General features: G+C 65.2%; 20 protein-coding genes. 14 read left to right on the top strand and 6 right to left on the bottom strand.

Annotation, left to right across the window (positions count from 1 at the left end; translation table 11 throughout):
- Positions 1 to 7: 7 nt before the first annotated feature.
- The 4 genes from K3F49_RS18130 to K3F49_RS18115 all read left to right on the top strand — a co-directional run bounded on the left by K3F49_RS18130 (position 8) and on the right by K3F49_RS18115 (position 3,047).
- Positions 8 to 793, top strand: a complete 786-nt coding sequence (locus K3F49_RS18130) for an ABC transporter ATP-binding protein (RefSeq protein WP_234682310.1) — start codon at positions 8 to 10, stop codon at positions 791 to 793.
- A 70-nt stretch (positions 794 to 863) separates the two neighbouring features.
- A complete protein-coding gene (locus K3F49_RS18125) occupies positions 864 to 1,373 on the top strand; it encodes an OsmC family protein (RefSeq protein WP_234682309.1) in 510 nt (169 codons plus the stop codon).
- Positions 1,374 to 1,412: 39 nt separating this feature from the next.
- Complete coding sequence (locus K3F49_RS18120; RefSeq protein ID WP_234682308.1) at positions 1,413 to 2,228, top strand: hypothetical protein; 816 nt, start codon at positions 1,413 to 1,415, stop codon at positions 2,226 to 2,228.
- 102 nt (positions 2,229 to 2,330) lie between these two features.
- Entirely contained in the window at positions 2,331 to 3,047 is a 717-nt protein-coding gene (locus K3F49_RS18115) for a hypothetical protein (RefSeq protein WP_234682307.1), read from the top strand.
- Positions 3,048 to 3,132: 85 nt separating this feature from the next.
- On the opposite strand, the gene mutS is transcribed toward K3F49_RS18115, so the two are convergent.
- Complete coding sequence (gene mutS, locus K3F49_RS18110) at positions 3,133 to 5,868, bottom strand: DNA mismatch repair protein MutS (RefSeq protein WP_234682306.1); 2,736 nt, start codon at positions 5,866 to 5,868, stop codon at positions 3,133 to 3,135.
- A gap of 216 nt (positions 5,869 to 6,084) precedes the next feature.
- On the opposite strand from mutS, the gene pcaF reads away from it, so the two are divergent.
- From pcaF to K3F49_RS18085, 5 genes are all read left to right on the top strand, one after another.
- Entirely contained in the window at positions 6,085 to 7,293 is a 1,209-nt protein-coding gene (gene pcaF, locus K3F49_RS18105; RefSeq protein WP_234682305.1) for a 3-oxoadipyl-CoA thiolase, read from the top strand.
- Positions 7,294 to 7,343: 50 nt separating this feature from the next.
- Positions 7,344 to 8,237, top strand: coding sequence for a dioxygenase family protein (locus K3F49_RS18100; protein ID WP_234682304.1), 894 nt, complete (start codon positions 7,344 to 7,346; stop codon positions 8,235 to 8,237).
- A gap of 127 nt (positions 8,238 to 8,364) precedes the next feature.
- Positions 8,365 to 9,066 (top strand): protocatechuate 3,4-dioxygenase subunit beta, encoded by a 702-nt coding sequence (pcaH, locus tag K3F49_RS18095; protein ID WP_234682303.1) that lies wholly within the window; start codon positions 8,365 to 8,367, stop codon positions 9,064 to 9,066.
- A 1-nt stretch (position 9,067) separates the two neighbouring features.
- Entirely contained in the window at positions 9,068 to 9,670 is a 603-nt protein-coding gene (gene pcaG, locus K3F49_RS18090) for a protocatechuate 3,4-dioxygenase subunit alpha (protein WP_234682302.1), read from the top strand.
- Positions 9,671 to 9,763: 93 nt separating this feature from the next.
- Positions 9,764 to 10,825, top strand: a complete 1,062-nt coding sequence (locus tag K3F49_RS18085) for an ecdysteroid 22-kinase family protein (protein ID WP_234682301.1) — start codon at positions 9,764 to 9,766, stop codon at positions 10,823 to 10,825.
- A gap of 160 nt (positions 10,826 to 10,985) precedes the next feature.
- On the opposite strand, the gene K3F49_RS18080 is transcribed toward K3F49_RS18085, so the two are convergent.
- From K3F49_RS18080 to K3F49_RS18070, 3 genes are read right to left on the bottom strand one after another with little or no spacing between them, the layout of a single operon-like run.
- Positions 10,986 to 12,542, bottom strand: a complete 1,557-nt coding sequence (locus K3F49_RS18080; protein ID WP_234682300.1) for an MDR family MFS transporter — start codon at positions 12,540 to 12,542, stop codon at positions 10,986 to 10,988.
- Between the two features lie 4 nt (positions 12,543 to 12,546).
- On the bottom strand, positions 12,547 to 13,710 hold the full coding sequence (locus K3F49_RS18075; protein ID WP_234682299.1) for an HlyD family secretion protein: 1,164 nt from the start codon (positions 13,708 to 13,710) through the stop codon (positions 12,547 to 12,549).
- Entirely contained in the window at positions 13,703 to 14,185 is a 483-nt protein-coding gene (locus K3F49_RS18070; protein ID WP_234682298.1) for a MarR family winged helix-turn-helix transcriptional regulator, read from the bottom strand. Before K3F49_RS18070 ends, K3F49_RS18075 begins: the two co-directional genes overlap by 8 nt.
- A 156-nt stretch (positions 14,186 to 14,341) precedes the next feature.
- On the opposite strand from K3F49_RS18070, the gene K3F49_RS18065 reads away from it, so the two are divergent.
- The 5 genes from K3F49_RS18065 to K3F49_RS18045 all read left to right on the top strand — a co-directional run bounded on the left by K3F49_RS18065 (position 14,342) and on the right by K3F49_RS18045 (position 18,974).
- Positions 14,342 to 14,836 carry a Fur family transcriptional regulator gene (locus K3F49_RS18065; RefSeq protein ID WP_234682297.1) on the top strand — a complete coding sequence of 165 codons (495 nt, stop codon included), beginning with the start codon at positions 14,342 to 14,344 and terminating at the stop codon, positions 14,834 to 14,836.
- 35 nt (positions 14,837 to 14,871) lie between these two features.
- Positions 14,872 to 15,825, top strand: a complete 954-nt coding sequence (locus tag K3F49_RS18060; protein WP_234682296.1) for a DMT family transporter — start codon at positions 14,872 to 14,874, stop codon at positions 15,823 to 15,825.
- A gap of 13 nt (positions 15,826 to 15,838) precedes the next feature.
- Positions 15,839 to 17,122, top strand: a complete 1,284-nt coding sequence (gene ispG / locus K3F49_RS18055; RefSeq protein WP_234682295.1) for a flavodoxin-dependent (E)-4-hydroxy-3-methylbut-2-enyl-diphosphate synthase — start codon at positions 15,839 to 15,841, stop codon at positions 17,120 to 17,122.
- A 146-nt stretch (positions 17,123 to 17,268) separates the two neighbouring features.
- Positions 17,269 to 18,165 (top strand): TauD/TfdA dioxygenase family protein, encoded by an 897-nt coding sequence (locus K3F49_RS18050; protein ID WP_234682294.1) that lies wholly within the window; start codon positions 17,269 to 17,271, stop codon positions 18,163 to 18,165.
- Complete coding sequence (locus K3F49_RS18045; RefSeq protein WP_452101107.1) at positions 18,162 to 18,974, top strand: N-acetylmuramoyl-L-alanine amidase; 813 nt, start codon at positions 18,162 to 18,164, stop codon at positions 18,972 to 18,974. Before K3F49_RS18050 ends, K3F49_RS18045 begins: the two co-directional genes overlap by 4 nt.
- A 107-nt stretch (positions 18,975 to 19,081) precedes the next feature.
- Here the strand turns inward: K3F49_RS18045 and K3F49_RS18040 are convergent, their stop codons facing one another.
- Positions 19,082 to 20,692, bottom strand: a complete 1,611-nt coding sequence (locus K3F49_RS18040; protein ID WP_234682293.1) for a Na+/H+ antiporter — start codon at positions 20,690 to 20,692, stop codon at positions 19,082 to 19,084.
- Between the two features lie 46 nt (positions 20,693 to 20,738).
- The gene (gene bla, locus K3F49_RS18035) at positions 20,739 to 21,596 is read right to left on the bottom strand and encodes a class A beta-lactamase (RefSeq protein WP_234682292.1); all 858 of its coding nucleotides are present in this window, start codon (positions 21,594 to 21,596) and stop codon (positions 20,739 to 20,741) included.
- Positions 21,597 to 21,761 lie beyond the last annotated feature (165 nt).

Raw genomic sequence — 21,761 nt, 5'->3', positions numbered from 1 at the left:
TAACGCGATGCTGGCGCTCGACCGGGTCAGCAAGACCTATCCCAACGGCGTGCAGGCACTGGCGCGCTTCTCGGCCGAGATCAGCCAGGGCGAGATCCTCGCCATCATCGGCGGCTCCGGCTGCGGCAAATCAACATTGCTGCGCGCCATCGCCGGTCTTGACCGCGCCAGCTCCGGCACGGTGACGCTCGACAGTGAAGCGATCGCCTCGCCGCACGCCAAGATCGGCATCATCTTCCAGGAGCCGCGGCTGCTGCCCTGGCTCAGCGTCGCCGACAATATCGGCTTTGGGCTTGCGGACCTGCCTCCCGCTGAGCGACGCGAGAAGGTGGCGCGTGCGCTCGCCCGCGTCGGCCTCGCCGACAAGGCAGAGGCCTGGCCGCGCGAGCTCTCCGGCGGGCAGGCGCAGCGCGTCGCGATTGCGCGGGCGCTGGTGCCGCAGCCCGAGGTGCTCCTGCTCGACGAGCCGTTCTCGGCGCTCGACGCTTTCACCCGTCGCGACCTGCAGGATCATCTGCTCGACCTCTGGGCCGACACGCGGCCGACCTTGATCCTCGTCACACACGACGTCGACGAGGCCGTGGTGCTGGCCGATCGCGTGCTGGTGATGCGGCCGCGGCCGGGCCGGCTGTTCGACCAGATCGAGATCAATCTGGGCAGGCCGCGCGACCGCAATTCGCCGCTGTTCGAGAATTTCAAACGAAGTGTGCTGACGTCACTCGACCGTTCGCTCGACCGCAACGTGCCTGACCGTGACGCAACCCAGGGTCCCGGTCAGGCCATGTGGTGGTGACATTTTCTCTCCGAGCCGGTACATCGCAAGCAGGTACTTCGTGGAGACGATCTTTCCGGGAGAGAACAAGATGGACGCCGCAGAACTGCGCCAGATGCAGGCCCCGATCAAGGAACGCTACAAGACCGATCCCAAGACCGCGATGATCACGCTGAAGGCGAAGGGCTCGACCGACAGCGAAGGCATCGCCTGCAAGGTCGAGACCGGCCGCGCCATCGCGATGGCCGGCCTGCATCCGGCCACCGGCGGCTCCGGCCTCGAGCTCTGCTCGGGCGACATGCTCCTTGAGGCGCTGGTCGCCTGCGCCGGCGTTACGCTGAAGTCGGTCGCGACTGCGATCGAGATTCCGCTGAAGACCGGCAACATCTACGCCGAGGGCGATCTCGACTTCCGCGGCACGCTCGGCGTCGACAAGGAGACTCCGGTCGGCTTTGCCGAGATCCGCCTGCGCTTCGAAGTCGACACCGATGCGCCGCAGGACAAGCTTGATCTCCTGCTCAAACTCACCGAGCGTTATTGCGTGGTCTATCAGACCATCAAGAACGGCCCGAAGGTTTCGGTGTCGATGCAGCGGATGTGACTGCCACCTTCCCCCTTGAGGGGAAGGCAAGAAGAAAAAATGTCCGTCGACCTCTCTTACATCCTCTTCCTTCTTTTGCGCATGGCGGTTGCGGCGGCCTTCGTGGTGTCGGCATCTGTCATCACCGAGCGCTCCGGCCCGGTGATCGGCGCGCTGGTGGCGACCCTGCCGATCTCGGCGGGGCCTTCCTACGTCTTCCTCGCAATCGACCATGACGCCGCCTTCATCGCGCAGGGTGCGCTGTCGAGCCTTCCGGTCAACGCCGCGACGATCTTCCTGGGGCTGACCTACGTCGTGCTGGCGCAGCGGCACAGTTTTGCCGTGAGTGTCGGAAGCGCGGTCGGGGTGTGGATCGTGCTGGCGTCCATCATCCGTCTGTTCGACTGGACCCTGATGGCCGGGCTCGCCGTCAATCTGGTCGCCTTCGGGATCTGCATTCCGCTGCTTGCGCAGTACCGCCACGTAAAGATGCCGCTGGTGACGCGCCGCTGGTACGACATCCCGTTCCGTGCTTCGCTGGTCGCAACGCTCGTCGCGATCGTGATCTCGACCTCGGGCTGGGTCGGCCCGCGCGTCTCCGGCGTCATCGCGCTCTATCCGATCGTCTTCACCAGCATGATGGTCATCCTGCATCCGCGCATCGGCGGCCCGCCGACCGCCGCCGTGCTCGCCAACTCCGCCTGGGGCCTGCTCGGCTTCGGCATGGCGATTGCCGTGCTGCACGTCGCCGTCATGCAGTTCGGCTCGGCGATCGGCTTGAGTTGCGCACTCGCCACCTGCATCGGCTGGAACCTGACGCTGTGGTGGATGGGACGACGGAAGAGGGCGATGCATGAGCCGCGCCGCGCTTCGTAAGGTGAGGCACGCTTACGCTTGGGACCTCAGTCCTGCGTCAGGATAGTTAGTTACCGGGGCTGGCAGACCCGCTAAACTGGCAACAGAACAAGATCGGGGCGTGTGGTGGAGGGATTGTACAAGGTCGAATACGATATCAACGACGGCTCCGGCCGCAGCGTGCTGTACGCCCATGCCGGGAAAATGCTTGGCGGCAACACGGCCTTCGCCCACTTCGGCACCTACGAGATTGTGGACGGCGAAATCGTCGCCAGGCTCCGGACGAAGCGCCACAGCCGGTCGCCACAGCACAGGTCGCTGGTCAGTTCCGGCGCCGTTACAATCAGCATTCGCGGCCGACAGCAGGGCAAGCTCTACCGCTTCGAGGGAGAAGTGGTCGAGGACGTCTCGGTGTTTCGCGCCGTGATGACGCCGCTCGGCGACGATGACGTTCCCCCGCCCGGTGCGGTCGGCGAGGGCGGCATCGTCAGCGGACTCTATTCGATCGACATCCGGATGCTGGACGGAATTACCGGCGGCCATACCGGCGTGATGTTGCTGCGCGACGGCCGCATCCTCGGCGGCGATGCCTTCTTCTATTATCTCGGCGCCTATTCTTCGACGAACGGTCGCTGGAAAGGCGAATTCGTCAATCAGGAACACACGCCGGCGAAGAGCGAGCATCCCTTGTTCGGTGGCTATGCGGTGGGCATCGGCTTCTCCGGCCACTGCAATGACAAGGGCGCTGAAATGGAAGCGACCGCGCTAGCCGGCAAGCGCAGCATCCGCCTCGCCGCGACCTTGAAGCTGATCGAGCCGTTTGCCAGGGCGAGCCGCTGACGGCCGGTATGCCGGCGAACACGGCCATGCCGTCGCAATTCCGCTGCGGCACTCAGCCCGGCATCGCGGCGAAGGTTCGCTGGAACTACTTCGGTAGCCTGGCCTTCAACGCATACAGCGCATCGAGCGCCTCGCGCGGCGACATCTCGTCCGGGTGCAGCGCTTTCACGGCTTCCATGACCAGCTCGGCCTCGGTCGGCGGCGCGGCTTCGGCGGCGGCGCGCGAGGGCACCGCGAACAGCGGCAGATCGTCGGCGAGCGCGCGGGCGGTCTGGCCGCGGTCCTGGGCTTCGAGTTTTGCCAGCACGGATTTCGCGCGCGTGATCACGGCCGGCGGCAGGCCGGCGAGCTTGGCGACCTGGATGCCGTAGGAGCGGTCGGCCGAACCGGGCAGCACCTCGTGCAGGAACACGACATTGCCCTGCCACTCCTTCACCCGCACGGTCGCGTTGAACATACGCGGCAGTTTTGCCGAGAGTGCGGTCAGCTCGTGGTAATGCGTCGCGAACAGCGTGCGGCAGCGGTTGCTTTCGTGCAGATGCTCGATCGCGGCCCAGGCGATGGAAAGGCCGTCGAAGGTCGCGGTGCCGCGGCCGATCTCGTCGAGGATGACCAGCGCGCGCTCGCCAGCCTGGTTGAGGATCGCGGCGGTCTCGACCATCTCGACCATGAAGGTGGAGCGGCCGCGCGCGAGATCGTCGGCGGCGCCGACGCGCGAGAACAGGCGGTCGATGATGCCGATCCGCGCGCGGGTGGCCGGCACGAAACTTCCGATTTGAGCCAGCAGCGCAATCAGCGCGTTCTGGCGCAGGAAGGTCGATTTACCGGCCATGTTCGGGCCGGTCAGCAGCCAGAGCTGGCCGGATTTTTGCGCAGGACTTGGTGAGAGATCGCAGGCGTTGGCGATGAACGGCTCGCCATTGCGCTTCAGCGCCTGCTCGACCACGGGATGACGGCCGGCCTCGATGGCAAAGCCGAGGGAGCCATCGACCTCGGGCCGCACATAGTTCTCGTCGACCGCGAGCTTGGCCAGCGACGTCGCAACGTCGAGCAGCGCAAAGCCTTGCGCCGCCGCGCGCAGATCGTCGCTGATCTCGAGCGCCTTGGCGCAGAGCCGTTCGAAGATTTCGAGCTCGAGCCCGAGCGCGCGGTCGCCGGCGTTGGCGATCTTGGCTTCGATCTCTCCGAGCTCGGAGGTGGTGAAGCGCACCTGGCCCGCCAGCGTCTGGCGATGGATGAAGGTCGCGTTCAGCGGCGCCGACATCAGCTTGTCGCCGTGCTGCGCGGTAACCTCGACGAAATAGCCGAGCACGTTGTTGTGGCGGATCTTGAGACCCTTGACGGAGGTCGCGTCGGCGTAGCGCGCCTGCATCGAGGCGACTACGAGGCGCGAGGCGTCGCGCAGGTTTCGCGCTTCATCGAGGGCCGGCTCGTAGCCGGCACGAACGAAGCCGCCATCGCGCTTGATCAGCGGCAGCTGCTCGTCGAGCGCGCGGGCAAATTCGGCGGCAAGCTCGCGCGACGGACGCTGCAGGGCGGCCATCACTGCGGCGATCTCCAGCGGCGGCTGGTCGAGCTCGCCGAGCCGCGCCAGCACCTGGTCGGCCGCGACGATGCCGTCGCGCAAGCCGGCGAGGTCGCGCGGTCCGCCGCGGCCGACCGAGAGACGGGCGAGCGCGCGCGACATGTCGGGCGCACCGCGCAAGATGCTGCGGATGTCCTCGCGCGTGGCCGAATCCGCCACGAAGGCGCTGACGGCATCGAGCCGCCGCGCAATCGCGGGCGCATCGGTCAAGGGCGCCGCGAGCCGTTGCGCCAGCAGGCGCGAGCCGGCCGAGGTTACCGTGCAGTCGATGGCATCGAGCAGCGAGCCACGACGTTCGCCCGCGAGCGTCCGCGTCAGTTCAAGATTGGCGCGCGTGGCCGGATCGATCGCCATGGTCGCGCCGGAGGCTTCGCGTGCGGGCGGCGACAGCGGCGGGTGCTTGCCGACCTGGGTGCGATCGACATAGGTGACGGCGGCGGCCGCAGCCGTGGCCTCCAGCCGCGAGAGCTGTGCCAGCCCGTCCATGGTCGCGACGGCGAAATAATCGCACAGCCGCTTCTCGGCGGTGGCGCCGTCGAAGACGTCGCGGGTCACCGGCGTCACCGCCGGCAGCTCGCGAAAGGTCTGTCCGAGCTGGTTGTCGCCAAAAAGCGCGTCGGTGACGATCGCCTCGTTCGGATTGATGCGCGCCAGCGTCGCGGCGAGCTCGCCGTGAGAGCATTCCGTCACAGTGAATTCGGCGGTCGAGATATCGATCCAGGCAAGGCCGAAGCGGTCGCCGCCGGCCGACGAGCGCGCTCGCGCAATCGCCAGCAGATAGTTGTTGGCGCGCGCATCGAGCAGCGTGTCCTCGGTCAGCGTGCCTGGCGTGACCAGCCGCACCACGCCGCGGCGCACGACGCTCTTGTTGCCGCGCGCTTTCGCAGCGGCGGGATCCTCGGTCTGCTCGCACACGGCGACCCGGTGGCCGGCGCTGATCAGGCGATGCAGATAATCCTCGGAGCGTTCGACCGGCACGCCGCACATCGGGATGTCGTTGCCCTGATGCTTGCCGCGCTTGGTGAGCACGATGCCGAGCGTCTTCGAGGCGATCTCGGCGTCCTCGAAGAACAGCTCGTAGAAATCGCCCATCCGGTAGAACAGCAGCAGGCCCTGATGCGCCGCCTTGATCTCCAGGTACTGTTCCATCATCGGCGTGACGCGCGCGGCGGCCTCCGCCTGCGGCGCGGGCGTCGATTCAGGTTCTGGCGCGGGAATGGGCTGTTGCATGGTCATGGGCGGCGCAACCTACAAAATTTCGCCTGCTGCTCCTACCGGTTTGGCCAGAGGAGGCGGGTTTTCCACGTTGTCCGCACCGCGGCATGCGTTGGCAGCGTGCGCACCCCTCGGAACAAGCAAGAAACCGTCAATTGACCTGCCGCGGGCGCCCTCCTAAAACTCCGCCGACATTGAAGAATTTTCGCCGAACCGCGGCATTCAGGGAGAACAACGATGCGTGACGTCTTTATCTGCGATGCCGTGCGGACCCCGATCGGCCGTTTCGGCGGCTCGCTTGCCAAGGTGCGCGCCGACGACCTCGCGGCGGCCCCGATCAAGGCGCTGATGGCCAAGCACCCCAATCTCGACTGGGCGCAGGTCGACGAAGTGTTCTTCGGCTGCGCCAACCAGGCCGGCGAGGACAACCGCAATGTCGCGCGCATGGCGCTGCTGCTCGCCGGGCTCCCGGACTCGGTTCCCGGCCAGACCCTGAACCGGCTTTGTGCCTCCGGCCTCGATGCCGTTGGCGCGGCCGGTCGTGCCATCCGCTCCGGCGAGATCGAGCTTGCGATCGCCGGTGGCGTGGAATCCATGACCCGCGCGCCGTTCGTGATGGGCAAGGCGCAGGAGGCGTTCTCGCGCTCGGCCGAGATCTTCGACACCACGATCGGCTGGCGCTTCATCAATCCGCTGCTCAAGGCGCAATATGGCGTCGACGCGATGCCGGAGACCGGCGAAAACGTCGCCGAGGAATTCCAGGTCTCGCGCGCCGACCAGGATGCCTTCGCCATCCGCTCGCAGCAGCGCGCCGGTAAGGCGATCGCAGCCGGCTATTTCGCCGAAGAGATCATCCCGATCACCATTCCCGGCGGCAAGGCCGGCCCCGTTACCATCGACAAGGACGAGCATCCGCGTCCCGAGACCACGCTCGAAGCCCTGACGAAGCTGAGGCCGATCGTGCGCAATCCCGGCACGGTGACCGCAGGCAATGCGTCGGGCGTCAATGACGGCGCGGCTGCGATGATTCTGGCCTCGGAAGCCGCTGTGAAGAAGCATGGCCTCACGCCGCGCGCGCGCATCCTCGGCCTCGCCTCGGCCGGCGTGCCGCCGCGCATCATGGGCATCGGCCCGGTGCCGGCGACCCGCAAGCTGATGGAACGTCTGGGCAAGAAGATCACCGATTTCGACCTGATCGAGCTCAATGAAGCCTTCGCCTCGCAGGGCATCGCCTGCATGCGTCAGCTCGGCGTTGCCGACGATGCGGACTTCGTCAATCCGCATGGCGGCGCGATCGCGCTCGGCCATCCGCTCGGCATGAGCGGCGCGCGCCTCGCGCTCACCGCCGTCCACGGCATGGAGAAGCGCGGCGGCAAGCTCGCGCTCGCCACCATGTGCGTCGGCGTCGGCCAGGGCGTGGCGATGGCGATCGAGAAGCTGAATTAGGCTTTCTCCCTCTCCTCGCTTGCGGGGAGAGGGCCTTTAGGGGCCGTGCCATGATCATCGAGCGCGAGCAGGACGTCACGGCCGCCGCACTGGCGGTAATGGAGCGGACGTCCGATCCGCGGATGCGGCAGATCATGGTCTCGCTGGTCAAGCATCTGCACGGCTTCGTCCGTGACGTGCGCCTGACCGAGAAGGAGTTTCGCGACGCTACGGCTGTTATCGCCGAGCTTGGGAAGCTGACCACCGACACGCATAATGAAGTCGTGCTGATGGCGGGCTCGCTCGGCGTCTCGCCGCTGGTCTGCCTGCTCAACAACGGCGATCAGGGCAATACCGAAACCGACCAGTCGCTGCTCGGACCGTTCTGGCGGCTGAACTCGCCGCTTGTGGAGGAGGGCGGATCGATTGTCCGCTCCGAGACGCCGGGCGCGCCGTTGTTCGTCAACGGCCACGTCGTCGACAAAGACGGTCGGCCCATTGCCGGCGCGGAGGTCGATGTCTGGCATGCCTCGCCGGTCGGGCTCTATGAGAACCAGGACCCCGAGCAGGCCGACATGAACCTGCGCGGCAAGTTCACGACCGACCAGGATGGGCGTTTCTCGTTCCGCTCGGTGATGATGGTGGGCTATCCGATTCCGACCAATGGCGTGGTCGGCCGCCTCCTGGAGGCGCAGAGCCGCCATCCCTATCGTCCCGCGCATCTGCACGCCCTGATCTTCAAGCCGGGATTCAAGGTGCTGATCTCGCAGGTCTACGATCCCAACGACCCCCATATCGACAGCGACGTGCAGTTCGGCGTGACACAAGCGCTGATCGGCAAGTTCCTGCGCCACGAGACGCCGCATCCGACCGCGCGTGACGTTACGACGCCATGGTATTCGCTCGATCACACCTACCGGCTCGAGGCAGGCGAGGCTGTGCTGCCGCGTGCGCCGATCAAGTAAAGCTTGGTGACGGACGATGTCGGGTTGGCGGGAGCGCTAAACCCGCTTCCCTAGATTAGTTATATTCTATAATGATTGGCCGAAGCGTTGACCGGCTGGACCAAAATGGCCGGGGAGGAGTTCGCCAATGACATTCATCTATCCCACCGACAGCAACAAGGCGCATCCGCTGCCGCTGTCGCCCGAATACAAGAGCTCGATCAAGCGCGCGCCGAACAAGCCCTTGATCCCGATGCGCCACACGTTGTCGGAGCTGACCGGCCCGGTCTATGGCCACGAGACCGTGCGCGACGGCGACAGCGACCTCACCACCCAGCACACAGGCGAGCCGCTCGGCGAGCGCATCATCGTGCACGGCCATGTCCGTGACGAAGACGGCCGCGGCGTCCCGAACTCGCTGGTCGAGATCTGGCAGGCCAATGCCTGCGGTCGTTACGTCCATGTCCGCGACCAGCACCCGGCGCCGCTCGATCCGAATTTTACCGGAGCGGGCCGCACCCAGAGCGACGCCTCCGGCTACTATCGCTTCGTCACCATCAAGCCCGGCGCTTATCCCTGGGGCAATCACCACAATGCCTGGCGCCCTGCCCACATCCATCTCTCGGTGTTCGGCCATTCCTTCGTCACTCGCCTCGTGACGCAGATGTATTTCCCCGGCGACCCGCTGTTCCCGTTCGACCCGATCTTCAACTCGGTGCCGGACGAGAGGGCGCGGATGCGCATGGTCTCGTCGTTCGACCTTGAGAATACCAAGCCGGAATGGGCGCTGTGCTACCGCTTCGACATCGTGCTGCGCGGTAAGGATGCCACCCCCATGGAGAACCACTAACGTGCAGGACTCTGTGAAGCCCAACGGTATCACCCCGTCGCAGACCGTCGGCCCGTTCTTCAAATACGGCATGACTCCGACCGGCGAATACGCCTGGAATGACGCGTTCACCAATTCGACGCTGACGCCTGACGTCACGGGCGACCGTGTCCGCATCGAGGGCCGGGTGTTCGACGGCGACGGTGCCATCGTGCCTGACGCCATGCTGGAGATCTGGCAGGCGGACGCGCAGGGACGCTTCGCCGACCCGCAGGACAAGCGCGCGCTGCCGAACGCCAGCTTCCGCGGCTTTGCCCGCTGCGGCACGGACAAGGACGGCAATTATTCCTTCGACACCATCAAGCCGGGCGTCGTGCCCGATCCCGACGGCAAGCCGCAGGCGCCGCACATCGTCCTGGCGGTGTTCGCGCGCGGCATGCTGCGGCATCTCTATACCCGCATCTATTTCGGCGACGAGGCCGGCAACGCCGCCGATCCCGTGCTAGGACTGGTGCCGGCCGACCGCCGCGCCACGCTGATTGCGGTGCGCGAGGCCGGCAAGGCCGTCTATAAGCTCGACTTGCGCCTGCAGGGTGACACCGAAACGGTGTTCTTCGACGTCTGACGTCTCGCCGCCTTCCTGTGAAGGCGGCTGTCGCGCGCTGGCGCTTCCCCGAGTGTTCATGCAGTATGGCTGCGGCACCGGGGGGCGCGATTCATGACATCCTCACAATTGCCGGCGGTCGCTGAACCCGGGTACCTGACGGCTGCACTGCGCAAGGCCGGCGTGCTGGACGCCGGCGCCGTGCGCGAAGTGAAGGTGCTGCATGAGCGCGACACGTTGGTGTCGCACATCACGCGGCTCGGACTGCGTTATGTCGGGGAGTCCACGGGCGCACCGCAGACGCTGATCCTCAAGACGGCCCATGCCAATTTTGCCAAGACGCTTGCGCATGGCGGCCGGCACGAGGTGGCCTTCTACGCGAAGCTCGCGCCGAAAATGCCCTCGGGACTGGTGCCGCGCTGCTTCGACGGACGCTTCGACGAGGAAAGCCCCAGTTGGCATCTTCTGCTCGAGGATCTCACCGACAGCCATGAGGTCGCGACGCAGTGGCCCCTGCCGCCGTCGCGGGAACAGGCGATCGCGATCGTCACGACTCTCGCAAGCTGGCATGCGGCGTGGTGGGATCATCCCAGTCTCGGCGACACCGTCGGCACCTGGGTGAGCACCGAGGACAGTGCGCAGCACATGGAGACCTTCGCAGGCCACTACGATCGCTTCGCCGATCTGCTCGGCGACCGCCTCAGCGAGGAGCGTCGCATTATCTATCGCCGCCTGATCGACCAGTCGGCCCGGCTGTCCGAGCGCTACCACTCGCGGCGGCATCTCAGCATCACTCATGGCGACGCGCATAGCTGGAATTTCCTGCTGCCGCGTGCTGGCGTCGTCGACACCGTGCGCATTTTCGATTTCGACCAATGGCGCATCAACGTGCCGCCCACCGACCTCGCCTACATGATGGCGATCCAGTGGTATCCGGAGCGCCGGCAGGCGCTCGAACGTCAGTTGCTCAATCACTATCACGAGACGCTGCTCGCGCACGGGGTGGTCGGTTACACCCGCGGCGCGCTCGACCAGGACTATCGCCGGTCGGTGCTCTGGCACATCACCAAACCGGTCTGGCAATGGAGCATCAACATTCCGCCGCTGATCTGGTGGAACAATCTGGAGCGGGTGATGATGGCGGTCGATGATCTCGGCTGCGAGGAGCTGTTGTAGGGTGCTTGTGCTACAAGCCGTCATTGCGAGGAGCTCGCGACAAAATTGCGGAGCAATTTTGCGCTGATGCGACGAAGCAATCCAGACTGCCGCCGCGGAAAGATTCTGGATTGCTTCGCTGCGCTCGCAATGACGATGAGGCGCCGCCGCGTTGTTCGTCTTACTCCATCACCGCATGTTCCGGCGCTGCCGTCTGCTTGCGCAGCGTGGCCTTGGTCGAGCCGATCATCAGCGCCAGCGGGATGGTGCAGAGGATGAAGAACATCACCAGCTGGTAGTCGTGCGCGAAGGCGATGATCTGCGACTGCACGCCGACCATGCGGTCGGCCATGGCGCGGCCGGCGTCGGTGGAGAGGTCGATCATGCTGCGCACGTTCGGCATCTGGAGGGCGTGGTTGAAGGGGTTGATATACTCAGACAGGATCGCATAGGTCCCGCGCGTTCCCTGCGTCAGCTGGGCGATGACGATCGAGATGCCGACTGAGCTCGCGACGTTGCGCATCAGCGTCAGCATCGAGGTGCCGTCGGTGCGCAGATGGTTCGGCAGTGTCAGGAACGCCACCGTCGAGAGCGGCACGAAGACGAGGCCGAAGCCGAAGCCCTGGATCACGCTGACAACGACGATCTCCGGCACCTGGGTCTGGTCGGTCCAGCCGGTCATCTGGAACAGCGACGCGGCCGTCAGCGATAGGCCGCAGATGATCAGCGTGCGCGCCTCGATATAGCGCATGATGCGACCGACCATCATCATGGCAAAGAAGGTGCCGAAGCCGCGGCTTGCGAGCAGGCCGCCGGCGGTCATGATGGGATAGCCGATGACGTTTTGAAGGTAGGGCGAGGCCAGCGCCATGGTCGAATAGAGCACGAGGCCCATCACCGTCATGAAGATGCAGCCGGTGAGGAAGTTGCGATCCCGAAACAGCGCGAACTGGATGAAGGGGCGCGAGGTCGTGAACGAGTGGACGAAGAAGTAATAGAAGGCGATTCCCGAGACCACGAACTCGGTCACGATCTCGACCGATTCGAACCAGTCGAGTTGCTCGCCACGGTCAAGCGCGAGTTGCAGCGCGCCGATCCCGATCGCGAGCGCGGCAAAGCCGAACCAGTCGAACTTCAGGCTGAGATTCTTGTCCGTCTCGTCCATGAAGACGCCGAGCCCGAGCACGGTGATCGCGCCGAACGGCAGGTTGACGAAGAATACCCAGTGCCATGAATAGGTCTCGGTCAGCCAGGCGCCGAGCGACGGACCCATGATGGGGCCCATCATCACGCCCATGCCCCAGATCGACATGGCGGTGGCGCGTTCCTGCAGCGTGTAATAGTCGAGCATGACGGACTGCGACAGCGGCACCAGTGCGGCGCCGAACACGCCTTGCAGCAGGCGGAACAGCACCATCTGGTTGATGTCCTGCGCGAGGCCGCACAGCACGGAGGCGAACGTAAAGCCGGCGGCGCAGATGATGAAGATGCGCTTGCGGCCGTAGCGGTTGGAGATCCAACCGACCGGCGCGGTCATGATCGCGGCCGCAACGATGTAGGAGGTCAGCACCCAGTTGATCTGGTCCTGTGACGCCGACAGCGTGCCCTGCATGTAGGGCAGCGCGACGTTGGCGATCGTGGTGTCCAGCGCCTGCATGATGGTCGCCGTCATGGCGCAGATCGTCACCATGTTCCGGCGCAGGCCGGGGACCATCAGGGCGGGGTTGGACTCCGCCATCGGATCAGTCCTTGTCCTGGCCAGCCGTCGCCGACAGGCCGAGCAGGCCGGCGAGCGAGCGCTGGTGGCCGGTGTCGATGGTGGCATAGACGCTCATGCCGGCCTTCAGTTTCTTCACGTATTTGTCGCTCTCGTCGAAATAGATCCGGACCGGCACGCGCTGCACCACTTTGACGAAGTTGCCGGTAGCGTTCTGCGGCGGCAGGATCGCAAATTGCGCGCCGGTGCCGGGCGAGAGCGAACCGATCTTGCCCTTGAAGACATGGTTCGGGAACGCATCGACCTCGAGGGTAACAGGCTGGCCTTCGGTGACGTAGGTGAGGTCGCTCTCCTTCGGATTGGCGTCGACCCAGGGATGGGCGACGTCGATGATGGAGAACACCGGGGTGCCGGCGGTGACGTAGCGGCCGAGCTGGATCTGCTCGACCTGGGTTGCGATACCGCCCATCGATGCCCGCACCACGGAGTGGTCGAGATTGCGCTCGGCATTGTCGAGCTTGGACTTGGCCTCAACGTAGGGCGGGAATTTCTCCAGCGGCAGGTCGGTGTCGCCGAGCAGCTGCGTCTTGGCGGTCGAGATCTGCTGCTTGACGTATTGTGCGATCGAGCCCGACGTGACCAGCGCGTTCGAGGCGTTATCGAGATCGAGCTGCGAGCCGTAGCTGTTCTTCACCAGCGCCTGCTTGCGCTCGACGTCGCGCTGCTTCAGGTCGACGCCCTTCTGGGCGAGATCGAGCATGTCGCCGTAGATCTTGATGTTGGCGCGAAGATTGTCATAGGTCGTCTGCGCCTGCATCAGCTGCGCCTTGGCCTCGTCCACCGCGAGGCGAAACGGCACGGGATCGATCTCGAACAGTTCGTCGCCCTGCTTGACCAGCTGGCCCTCCTTGACGACGACCTTCTGGATCTTGCCGGAGATATCGGGCGTCACCAGCACCTTCTGCGCACCGACATAGGCGTCGTCGGTGCCGACATAGCGGCCGCCATTGAGATAGAAGGTCAGGCCGGCGATCACGGCCACGATCGGCAGCACCACCATCAGCAGGAAGCGGCGATAACGGCGCAGGCCTGCGACGAAGCGGCGGCGCGGATCGGTCCCGGCCTTCTTGGTCGGCTTGCCGCTGTCGATCTTCTGCTCGGGCTGGAATTTGAGGACCTGATCAGCCATAGCGCTGCTCCTTACGCGCTTGTTCCGCACCAGACGTCTGGATCGCGGTACGCACGTTTTCCTTGATGGTTTCGAGTTGGGTGAGGAGACGATGGGCGTCAGCCGGGCTGATCCCGTCGAGCGCGTTCGCCGTGAGTTCCGATTTCAGGCCGCTCATCTTGCCGAGCAGCGCACGGCCGGCCTTCTTCAGATAGAGGCGCTTGACGCGGCGGTCCGAGGCGTCGTTGCGGCGCTCGATCCAGTCGCTGTCGCAGAGCTTGTCGATCAGCCGCGTCAGCGTGATCGGCTGCATCTCCAGCAGCTCGGCGAGTTCCGACTGTTTCATGCCCTCGCTGCGCTCGACCTTGGCCAGCACCGCCCATTGCGCGCGGGTGATGCCGAAGCGCGAGGCCTCCTTGTCGGCATAGACCCGCAAGAGCCGGTAGAGCTCGCCGAGCGTGAACAGGAAGTTGTGGTCGACAGACCCGCGGGTCATGAGCTTCGCCTCCAATAAGCTTCCCTATAATAAGCAAGCTTATGATTATTTCATGGCGGATTGGCGCGATACTGTCCCGCAACAAAAGCATGGCTGACCGCCGCGGCGCCGGTCGTGCTTTGGGTTCCATGGCCGAAATGCTAGAAGGCGGGCCGAATGACCCTCGCAAAGCCGGCATTTCCGACGCCCGACCATGATCACGGCCGCTGCACCGCGGACGCGCTGGCGCATGCGGAAGCCGTTTGCGCGCAGCGGGCGCAGAAATTCACGCCGATACGCCGCCAGGTGCTGGGTGCGCTGCTGTCCAGCCATCGGCCGCTGGGCGCTTACGAGGTGATCGACGAACTGGCAAAATCGATGGCGCGGCCGGCGCCGATCACGGTCTACCGTGCCCTCGATTTTTTGATGGCGAACGGCCTCGTGCACCGCATCGAAAGCCGCAACGCCTATCTCGCCTGCGCCGCCCACGACCATGACGCGACCTCGGCAGTCGCGTTCCTGATCTGCGAGCGCTGCGGCCTTGTCGGCGAGATCCCGTCGGGGTCGTTTGCCAAGGAGCTGAATGCCGCGGCGCGCGCGTCAGGCTTCGCGCCAAAGCTGTCCGTGGTGGAGATCACGGGTGTCTGCACCCATTGTCAGAAAACGTCTTGAAGCAACAACGGCACAAAGCCGGATTCCAGGAAGAAATGTCCTCACCTCAAGCCAATCCGTCCGCCGCACGCCCCCTCAGTGCCGGCGCCATCGCCCTGATGCTCATGCTGTGCCTGACCTGGGCCTTCAACCAGATCGCGGTGAAGCTGGTGCTGCCGGATATTCCGCCGATGCTGCAGGCGATGATCCGCTCGATGGGCGCGCTGCCGGTGCTGTTCGTCATCGGCAGCTTGCGCGGCGTCAAATTCTTCGAGCGTGACGGCACGTGGAAGCCCGGCCTGATCGCCGGGCTGATGTTCGGCATCGAGTTCGTGCTGATCTTCCAGGGCCTGCGCCTGACCTCGGCATCCCGCGCGGTGGTGTTTCTCTACACCGCGCCGTTCTTCGTTGCGCTCGGCTCCTATCAAGTGCTCGGCGAACGCCTTGGCAGCACGCAATGGCTGGGACTTGCGATCAGCTTTGCCGGTGTGGCGCTCGCGATCGGCGTGCCGCAGGCCAATGTCGACTCACACGTCCTTCTCGGCGATCTCATGATCGTCGCCGGCGCTTCACTGTGGGCCGCGACCACGCTGGTCGCCAAGGGCACGCGGCTGCGCTTCGCCGCGCCTGAAAAGGCGCTCGGCTACCAGGTCGCGACCTCGATCCCCATCCTTGGCGCGGCTGCCTGGCTGTCCGGGGAGACCATCACCCACACCCCGTCGCCGCTCGCCCTCGGCCTGATGGCCTTCCAGGCGATCTGGGTGGTTGGAACCACGTTCACGCTTTGGTTCGCGCTGGTGAAGACCTATTCGGCCAGCAAATTGTCGGCTTTTACCTTCATCACCCCTTTGTTTGGCGTGGTGGGTAGCTATTTCATCATGCACGATCACCTGAGCCTGGCTTTTGGGGCGGCAGCCGTCCTTGTAATTGCTGGGCTTTTTCTGGTTAACCGTCCGAGCCAAACGGCCGCGGCGCCAGCTGATGCATTGCTGAACGTCACCAAAACCTGATATTTGGACCTCCATGAACAAGCTCGAAAACCCCATCGATTCCGATATCGCGGGCCCGGCGCCCCGGCATCAGACCACCCAGGTCAAGGTTGGCAACGTCGCCGTCGGCGGCGGTGCGCCGATCGTCGTTCAGTCGATGACCAACACCGACACGGCCGACATCGACGGCACCATCGCCCAGGTCGCAGCGCTGGCGCGCGCCGGCTCCGAAATGGTCCGCATCACCGTGGACCGCGAGGAAGCTGCTGCCGCCGTTCCGCACATCCGCGACGGCCTGGCCAAGCGTGGCATCACCACGCCGCTGATCGGCGATTTCCATTATATCGGCCACAAGCTGCTCGCGGCCTATCCGGCCTGCGCCGAAGCGCTCGCCAAGTACCGCATCAATCCCGGCAATGTCGGCTTCAAGGACAAGCGCGACACCCAGTTCGCCGACATCATCGAGATCGCGAACAAGAACAGCAAGCCGGTGCGCATCGGCGCCAATTGGGGTTCGCTCGACCAGGAGCTGCTGACCAGGCTGATGGACGAGAACGCCGCGTCCGCCGATCCGCGCGACGTGCGCGCGGTTACGCGCGAGGCGATGGTGCAGTCGGCGCTGCTCTCGGCTGCGCGCGCCGAAGAGCTCGGCATGCCCAAGGACCGCATCATCCTCTCCGCAAAGGTCTCGGCGGTGCAGGATCTCATCGCGGTCTATCAGGATCTCGCCAGCCGGTCCGACTACGCAATCCATCTTGGCCTCACCGAGGCCGGCATGGGCACCAAGGGCATCGTCGCATCCTCGGCCGCGCTCGGCATCCTGCTGCAGCAGGGTATCGGCGACACCATCCGCATCTCGCTGACGCCGGAGCCCGGCGGTGACCGCACCCGCGAAGTGCAGGTCGGCCAGGAGCTGCTTCAGACCATGGGCTTCCGCACCTTCGTGCCGCTGGTCGCGGCGTGCCCCGGCTGCGGCCGCACCACCTCGACCACATTCCAGGAGCTGGCCAGCTCGATCCAGAGTTTCATCCGCGACGAGATGCCGAACTGGAAGTCTAAATATCCGGGCGTCGAGGAGCTCAACGTTGCCGTCATGGGCTGCATCGTCAACGGCCCCGGCGAATCCAAGCATGCCAATATCGGCATCTCCTTGCCCGGCACCGGCGAGGCGCCGGCCGCGCCGGTGTTCGTCGACGGCAAGAAGTTCCGCACGCTGCGCGGCCCCACCATCTCCGCCGACTTCAAGGCGCTGGTGATCGACTACATCGACCAGCGCTACGGCCAGGGCGCCAAGGTGCCCGCGCCCGCGGCGGAGTAAACGTCTCTCAAATAGCAGAATCGTAGGGCGGATTAGCGAAGCGTAATCCGCCTTATTTTTTGCGGACGCGAAGTGGCGGGTTACGCTTCGCTAACCCGCCCTACATTGCTACCATGCTCCCAATCAAAACGATCGGGAGACACGCCATGAGCTCACTCGCCGGCAAGCAAGGCCCGCGTTACCGCCACATGGCGGAAGACGGCGCTCCTTACGAGACCATCGCGGTCGAGAAGCTCACGCCCATCATCGGCGCGGAGATCTCCGGCGTCGACATCGGCAAGCTGGTCTCCGACGATGCCCGTTCCAACCAGCAGATGGACGAGATCCACCGCGCGCTTGCCGAAAACCTCGTGATCTTCTTCCGCGACCAGACCATCACGCCGCAGCAACATCTCGCCTTCGGCCGCAAGTTCGGCGAGCTGCATTTTCATCCCGCCGCGCCGCATGAGGACGAAGATCCCGCGCTGATGAAGATCTATGCCGACAAGAACTCGCCGCGCGCCAACGGCGAGGGCTGGCATTCCGACGTCTCCTGCGATCTCGAGCCGCCGCTGGGGTCGATCCTCTACATCAAGCAATGTCCGCCGCGCGGCGGCGACACGCTGTTCGCCAACATGTACGCGGCTTACGAAGCGCTGTCAGACCGCATGAAGGCCTATCTCGACGGCGTGACCGCCCTGCACGACGGCGAGCCGATCTATCGCGGGCTCTACGCCAATTACGGCGTCGCCGATCGGCCGTCCTACCCGAACGCCGAGCACCCGGTGGTGCGCACCCATCCGGTCACGGGCAAGAAGGCGCTCTACGTCAACCGCGGCTTCACCCGCTGCATCAACGGCATCCCGCGCGACGAGAGCGACGCGATGCTCGCCTATCTCTACCAGCACGCGGAGAACCCGCTGTTCCAGTGCCGCTTCCGCTGGACCGAGAACGCCATCGCCTTCTGGGATAACCGCTGCACCCAGCACCGCGCGATGTGGGACTACTGGCCGCACACGCGCTCGGGCACGCGCGTGACCGTGAAGGGGGAACGGCCGGTGTGAAAATATCGTGGCGCATCACCGCCGCCATGGCCGTTTCGCTGATCCCGCTTTTGGTGCTGCCAGCTGACCATGGCGAGGCGGCCGGAGCGCGCAAGGCCGCGAGAGCCAGGATCAAGCCGCCTGCGCCCGAGCCATGCGAGCCGCGTAAATTCAGGATCATCCTCGATGTCGGACACACCTCGGAATCGCAAGGCGCGACCAGTGCGCGCAACGATGTGGAATTCGGCTTCAACCTGCATCTGGCGCGTCTGATCGGAGAGCGCCTGAAGTTGGCAGACTTTGCCGCGACCCGCGTGCTGGTGACCGAAGGCAAGGCGCGGGCAAGCCTGCTCAAGCGTGTCGGCACTGCCAACGCCGCACATGCCGATTTTTTCCTGTCGATCCACCACGATTCCGTGCCGGACAAGATGCTGGAGGATTGGGAGTTCGAAGGCGCCAGGAGCCATTTCAGCGATCGCTTCAGCGGCCATTCGCTGTTCGTGTCCGAGCGCAATCCGCGCTTCGCCGCCAGCCTCGCTTTCGCCCGGTTGCTGGGCCGGGAGCTGAAGGAAAAAGGCCTGCAATACGCGACCCAATACAGCCTGCCGCTGATGGGGCGCTACCGGCATCCCCTGCTCGACAAGGATGTCGGCGTTTACCGTTATGACGGGCTCGTCGTGCTCTCGCAGACCCGAAGCGCCGCGGTGCTGCTGGAGGCGGGCTCCATCATCAACCGCGACGAGGAGATGGCCGTGAATTCGCCGGAGCGGCAGGAGCTGGTTGCGACGGCCGTGGTGACGGCGATGCGGGCGTATTGCGAGAAGCGGTAGGTTGTCTTGCGGCCTCCGTCATTGCGAGCGCAGCGAAGCAATCCAGAATCGTTCAGCGGAGGCAGTCTGAATTGCTTCGTCGCTTCGCTCCTCGCAATGACGAGACGTTACAGCGGCGCCCCCTGATACTCCCGGTTCGCCAGGCTTGCCTCCTCCAGGTCCAGGTCGCGTTCGATCCTCCGTCGCGTTTCGTCGGTGATCTGACCGTCGCGCAAGAGGTCGTGGATGAACTTGCGCTCGGCGGCGATCAGCTCGCGGGTCAGTGCGGTGCCGGCGGCAGAGACGTCGTGGCGGGCGGGATCGAGTGAATCAGGAAGCTGGTTGACGCGGATCTCGTGGCGCGCGCGCAGGAGCCGCATCACTTCGTCCGAGACCTCTTTTTCTTCGGTCAATGCATCCAGCGATTTCAGCGCGGCGTCGAGCGCCTGGCGCCGTGCCGCGATCTCGGCCTCGTGCTCCGCGACATGTTCGTTGCGGCCGGCTTCCGCGATGCCGAGCCAGCGCACCACCGGCGGCAGCGTCAGGCCGACGCCGATCAGGGTGATGAAGATGACGCCGAAGGCCACGAACAGGATCAGGTCGCGATACGGGAAGGCAGCGCCATCGGGCAGCGTGAACGGGAGCGCCAGCGCGGCAGCCAGCGACACCGCGCCGCGCACGCCGGTGAAAGCGAGCGCGAACGGCCATTGCCAGGGCGGCGACGGATCGCGTTTGCGCAGCGATTTGCTGAGCATCCGCGGCAGATAGGTCGCGGGGTAGAGCCAGGCGAAGCGCGCCAGGACGATGATGACCATCACCACGGCGGTCGCGATCATGATGTCGTCGAGCGGGAACGCTTTCGATTTCTCGTAGAGCGCGCGCATCTGGAATCCGGTGAGCAGGAACAGCAAGCCCTCGATCAGATAGATGATGAGATCCCAGAAGAAGATGCCCTGCAGGCGCGTCGACGCCGAAATCAGCAGCGGTCCGTTCCAGCTCACATAGAGGCCGCAAGCGACGGTGGCGATCACGCCGGAGCCGCCGACATGCTCGGGCAGCCAGTAAGACACATAGGGCGTAATCAGCGACAGCGTCAGCTCGACCTGCGGATCGCAGGACCATTTGCGGAAGCGGAGGGAGAGCCAGCCGACGCCGATGCCGAAGGCGATTTCGCCCGCGACGATGACGGCAAATTCGCCGGCCGCCAGCGGCAGCGAGAAATGCCCGACCACGATCGCTGCGAGCGCGAAGCGGTAGAGGATCAGCGCGGTCGCGTCATTGGCGAGGCCCTCGCCCTCGAGGATGACCAGGAGCCGGCGCGGCATGTTCAGCCGGCGCGCAATCGCGAGCGGCGCCACCACGTCGGGCGGCGCGACGATGGCGCCCAGCAGGAAGCCGATGCTCCAGGGCAGACCGATCACGTAATGGGTGGCAGCCGCAACGAGCGCTGCCGTGAAGATCACGGCGCCGACCGCGAGCAGCACGATGGGGCGCAAATTGTTCCTGAACTCGCGCCAGCTCATCGCGACGCTCGCCGAGTAGATCAGCGGTGGCAGCACCATCAGCAGCACCAGTTCCGGCGGCAGTTCCACCGGCGGCATGCCTGGCACGAAAGCGAGGCCGACGCCGGAGAGCATCAGCAAAATGGCAGGCGCCATGTTGAAACGGCGGGCGACCAGCGCGGTGCCTGCCAGGACAGTGAGCAGGATGAGGAAGGTCTGGAATTTCGCTGCGATCATGGCCTGTCTTGGCCCGGAAGCGGCCAACAGGTCAATGCGAAGCGGCTTACACCAGTCGTTCGGCCACCATGCGCCCGATGCGGGCGAACGCCGCTTCGATCTGTGTTGGGTTCGGCGTGCCGCCCTGGGTGTAGGCCGCGATCAGGATTGGCGTATCCGGTTTGGCCCAGGCGACCGCGATATCGCCCGATGCATCCTTGCCGTTGTTGCCGGTCTTGTCGCCGATCTTCCAGCTGGCCGGCAGGCCGCCGCGCAGCCGGTTCGCGCCGGTCTTGCAGCCCACCATCCAGTCAGTGAGCCGGGTCCGTGAAGCCGGCGAGAGCGCTTCGCCCGTGACCAGCCGCTTCAGATTGCCGGCCATCGCCGCCGGCGTCGTGGTGTCATGGGGATCGCCGGGCGGCGAGCGGTTCAGCTCGGGCTCGTTGTGGTCGAGCCGCGAAATGGTGTCGCCGATCGACCGCCAGAACGCCGTGAGTGCGGCAGGGCCGCCGACCCGGGCGAGCAGCAGATTGGCGCAAGTGTTGTCGCTGAGCTCGACGATCGCCTTGCACATGTCGGCGACCGACATCGCGCCGGCCGAGAGGTTTTGCTTCGCGACCGGCGCGTACTCCAGCAGGTCGGTCTTGCCATAGGGAATCATCGCGGCCAGCTTCTCCTCGCCGCGATCGACCCGCGCCAGCACGCAAGCCGCGAGCGAAGCCTTGAAGGTCGAGCACATCACGAAGCGCTCGTCGGCCCGCCAGGTGAGCTTTGCGCCGGTGGCGAGATTCTCCGCATAGACCCCGATCCGTCCGCCGCTCTCGCGCTCATAGGATTGGAGCTCAGGCGGCGCGTCCACGGCGAGAGCGGGAGAAGCGGCCACCCAGCACAGAGAGGCGAGCAGGGAACGGCGGTCGAGCAGCATGGGGGGACCTTCGGGTGACACGGAGATGGAGAGAGATGTAATGGACGCGCTATCCGCGCCGTCATTGCGAGCGGAGCGAAGCAATCCAGAATCTCTCCGCGGAGGGACTCTGGATTGCGTCGTCGCAAGAGCTCCTCGCAATGACGTGTGGCTAGAGTTGGGCTC

The sequence above is a fragment of the Bradyrhizobium monzae genome, assembly GCF_021458635.1.
Taxonomy (GTDB): Bacteria; Pseudomonadota; Alphaproteobacteria; order Rhizobiales; family Xanthobacteraceae; genus Bradyrhizobium.
Note: the sequence above shows the minus strand (reverse complement) of the source record. Positions and strands in the feature narration are given on the sequence as shown.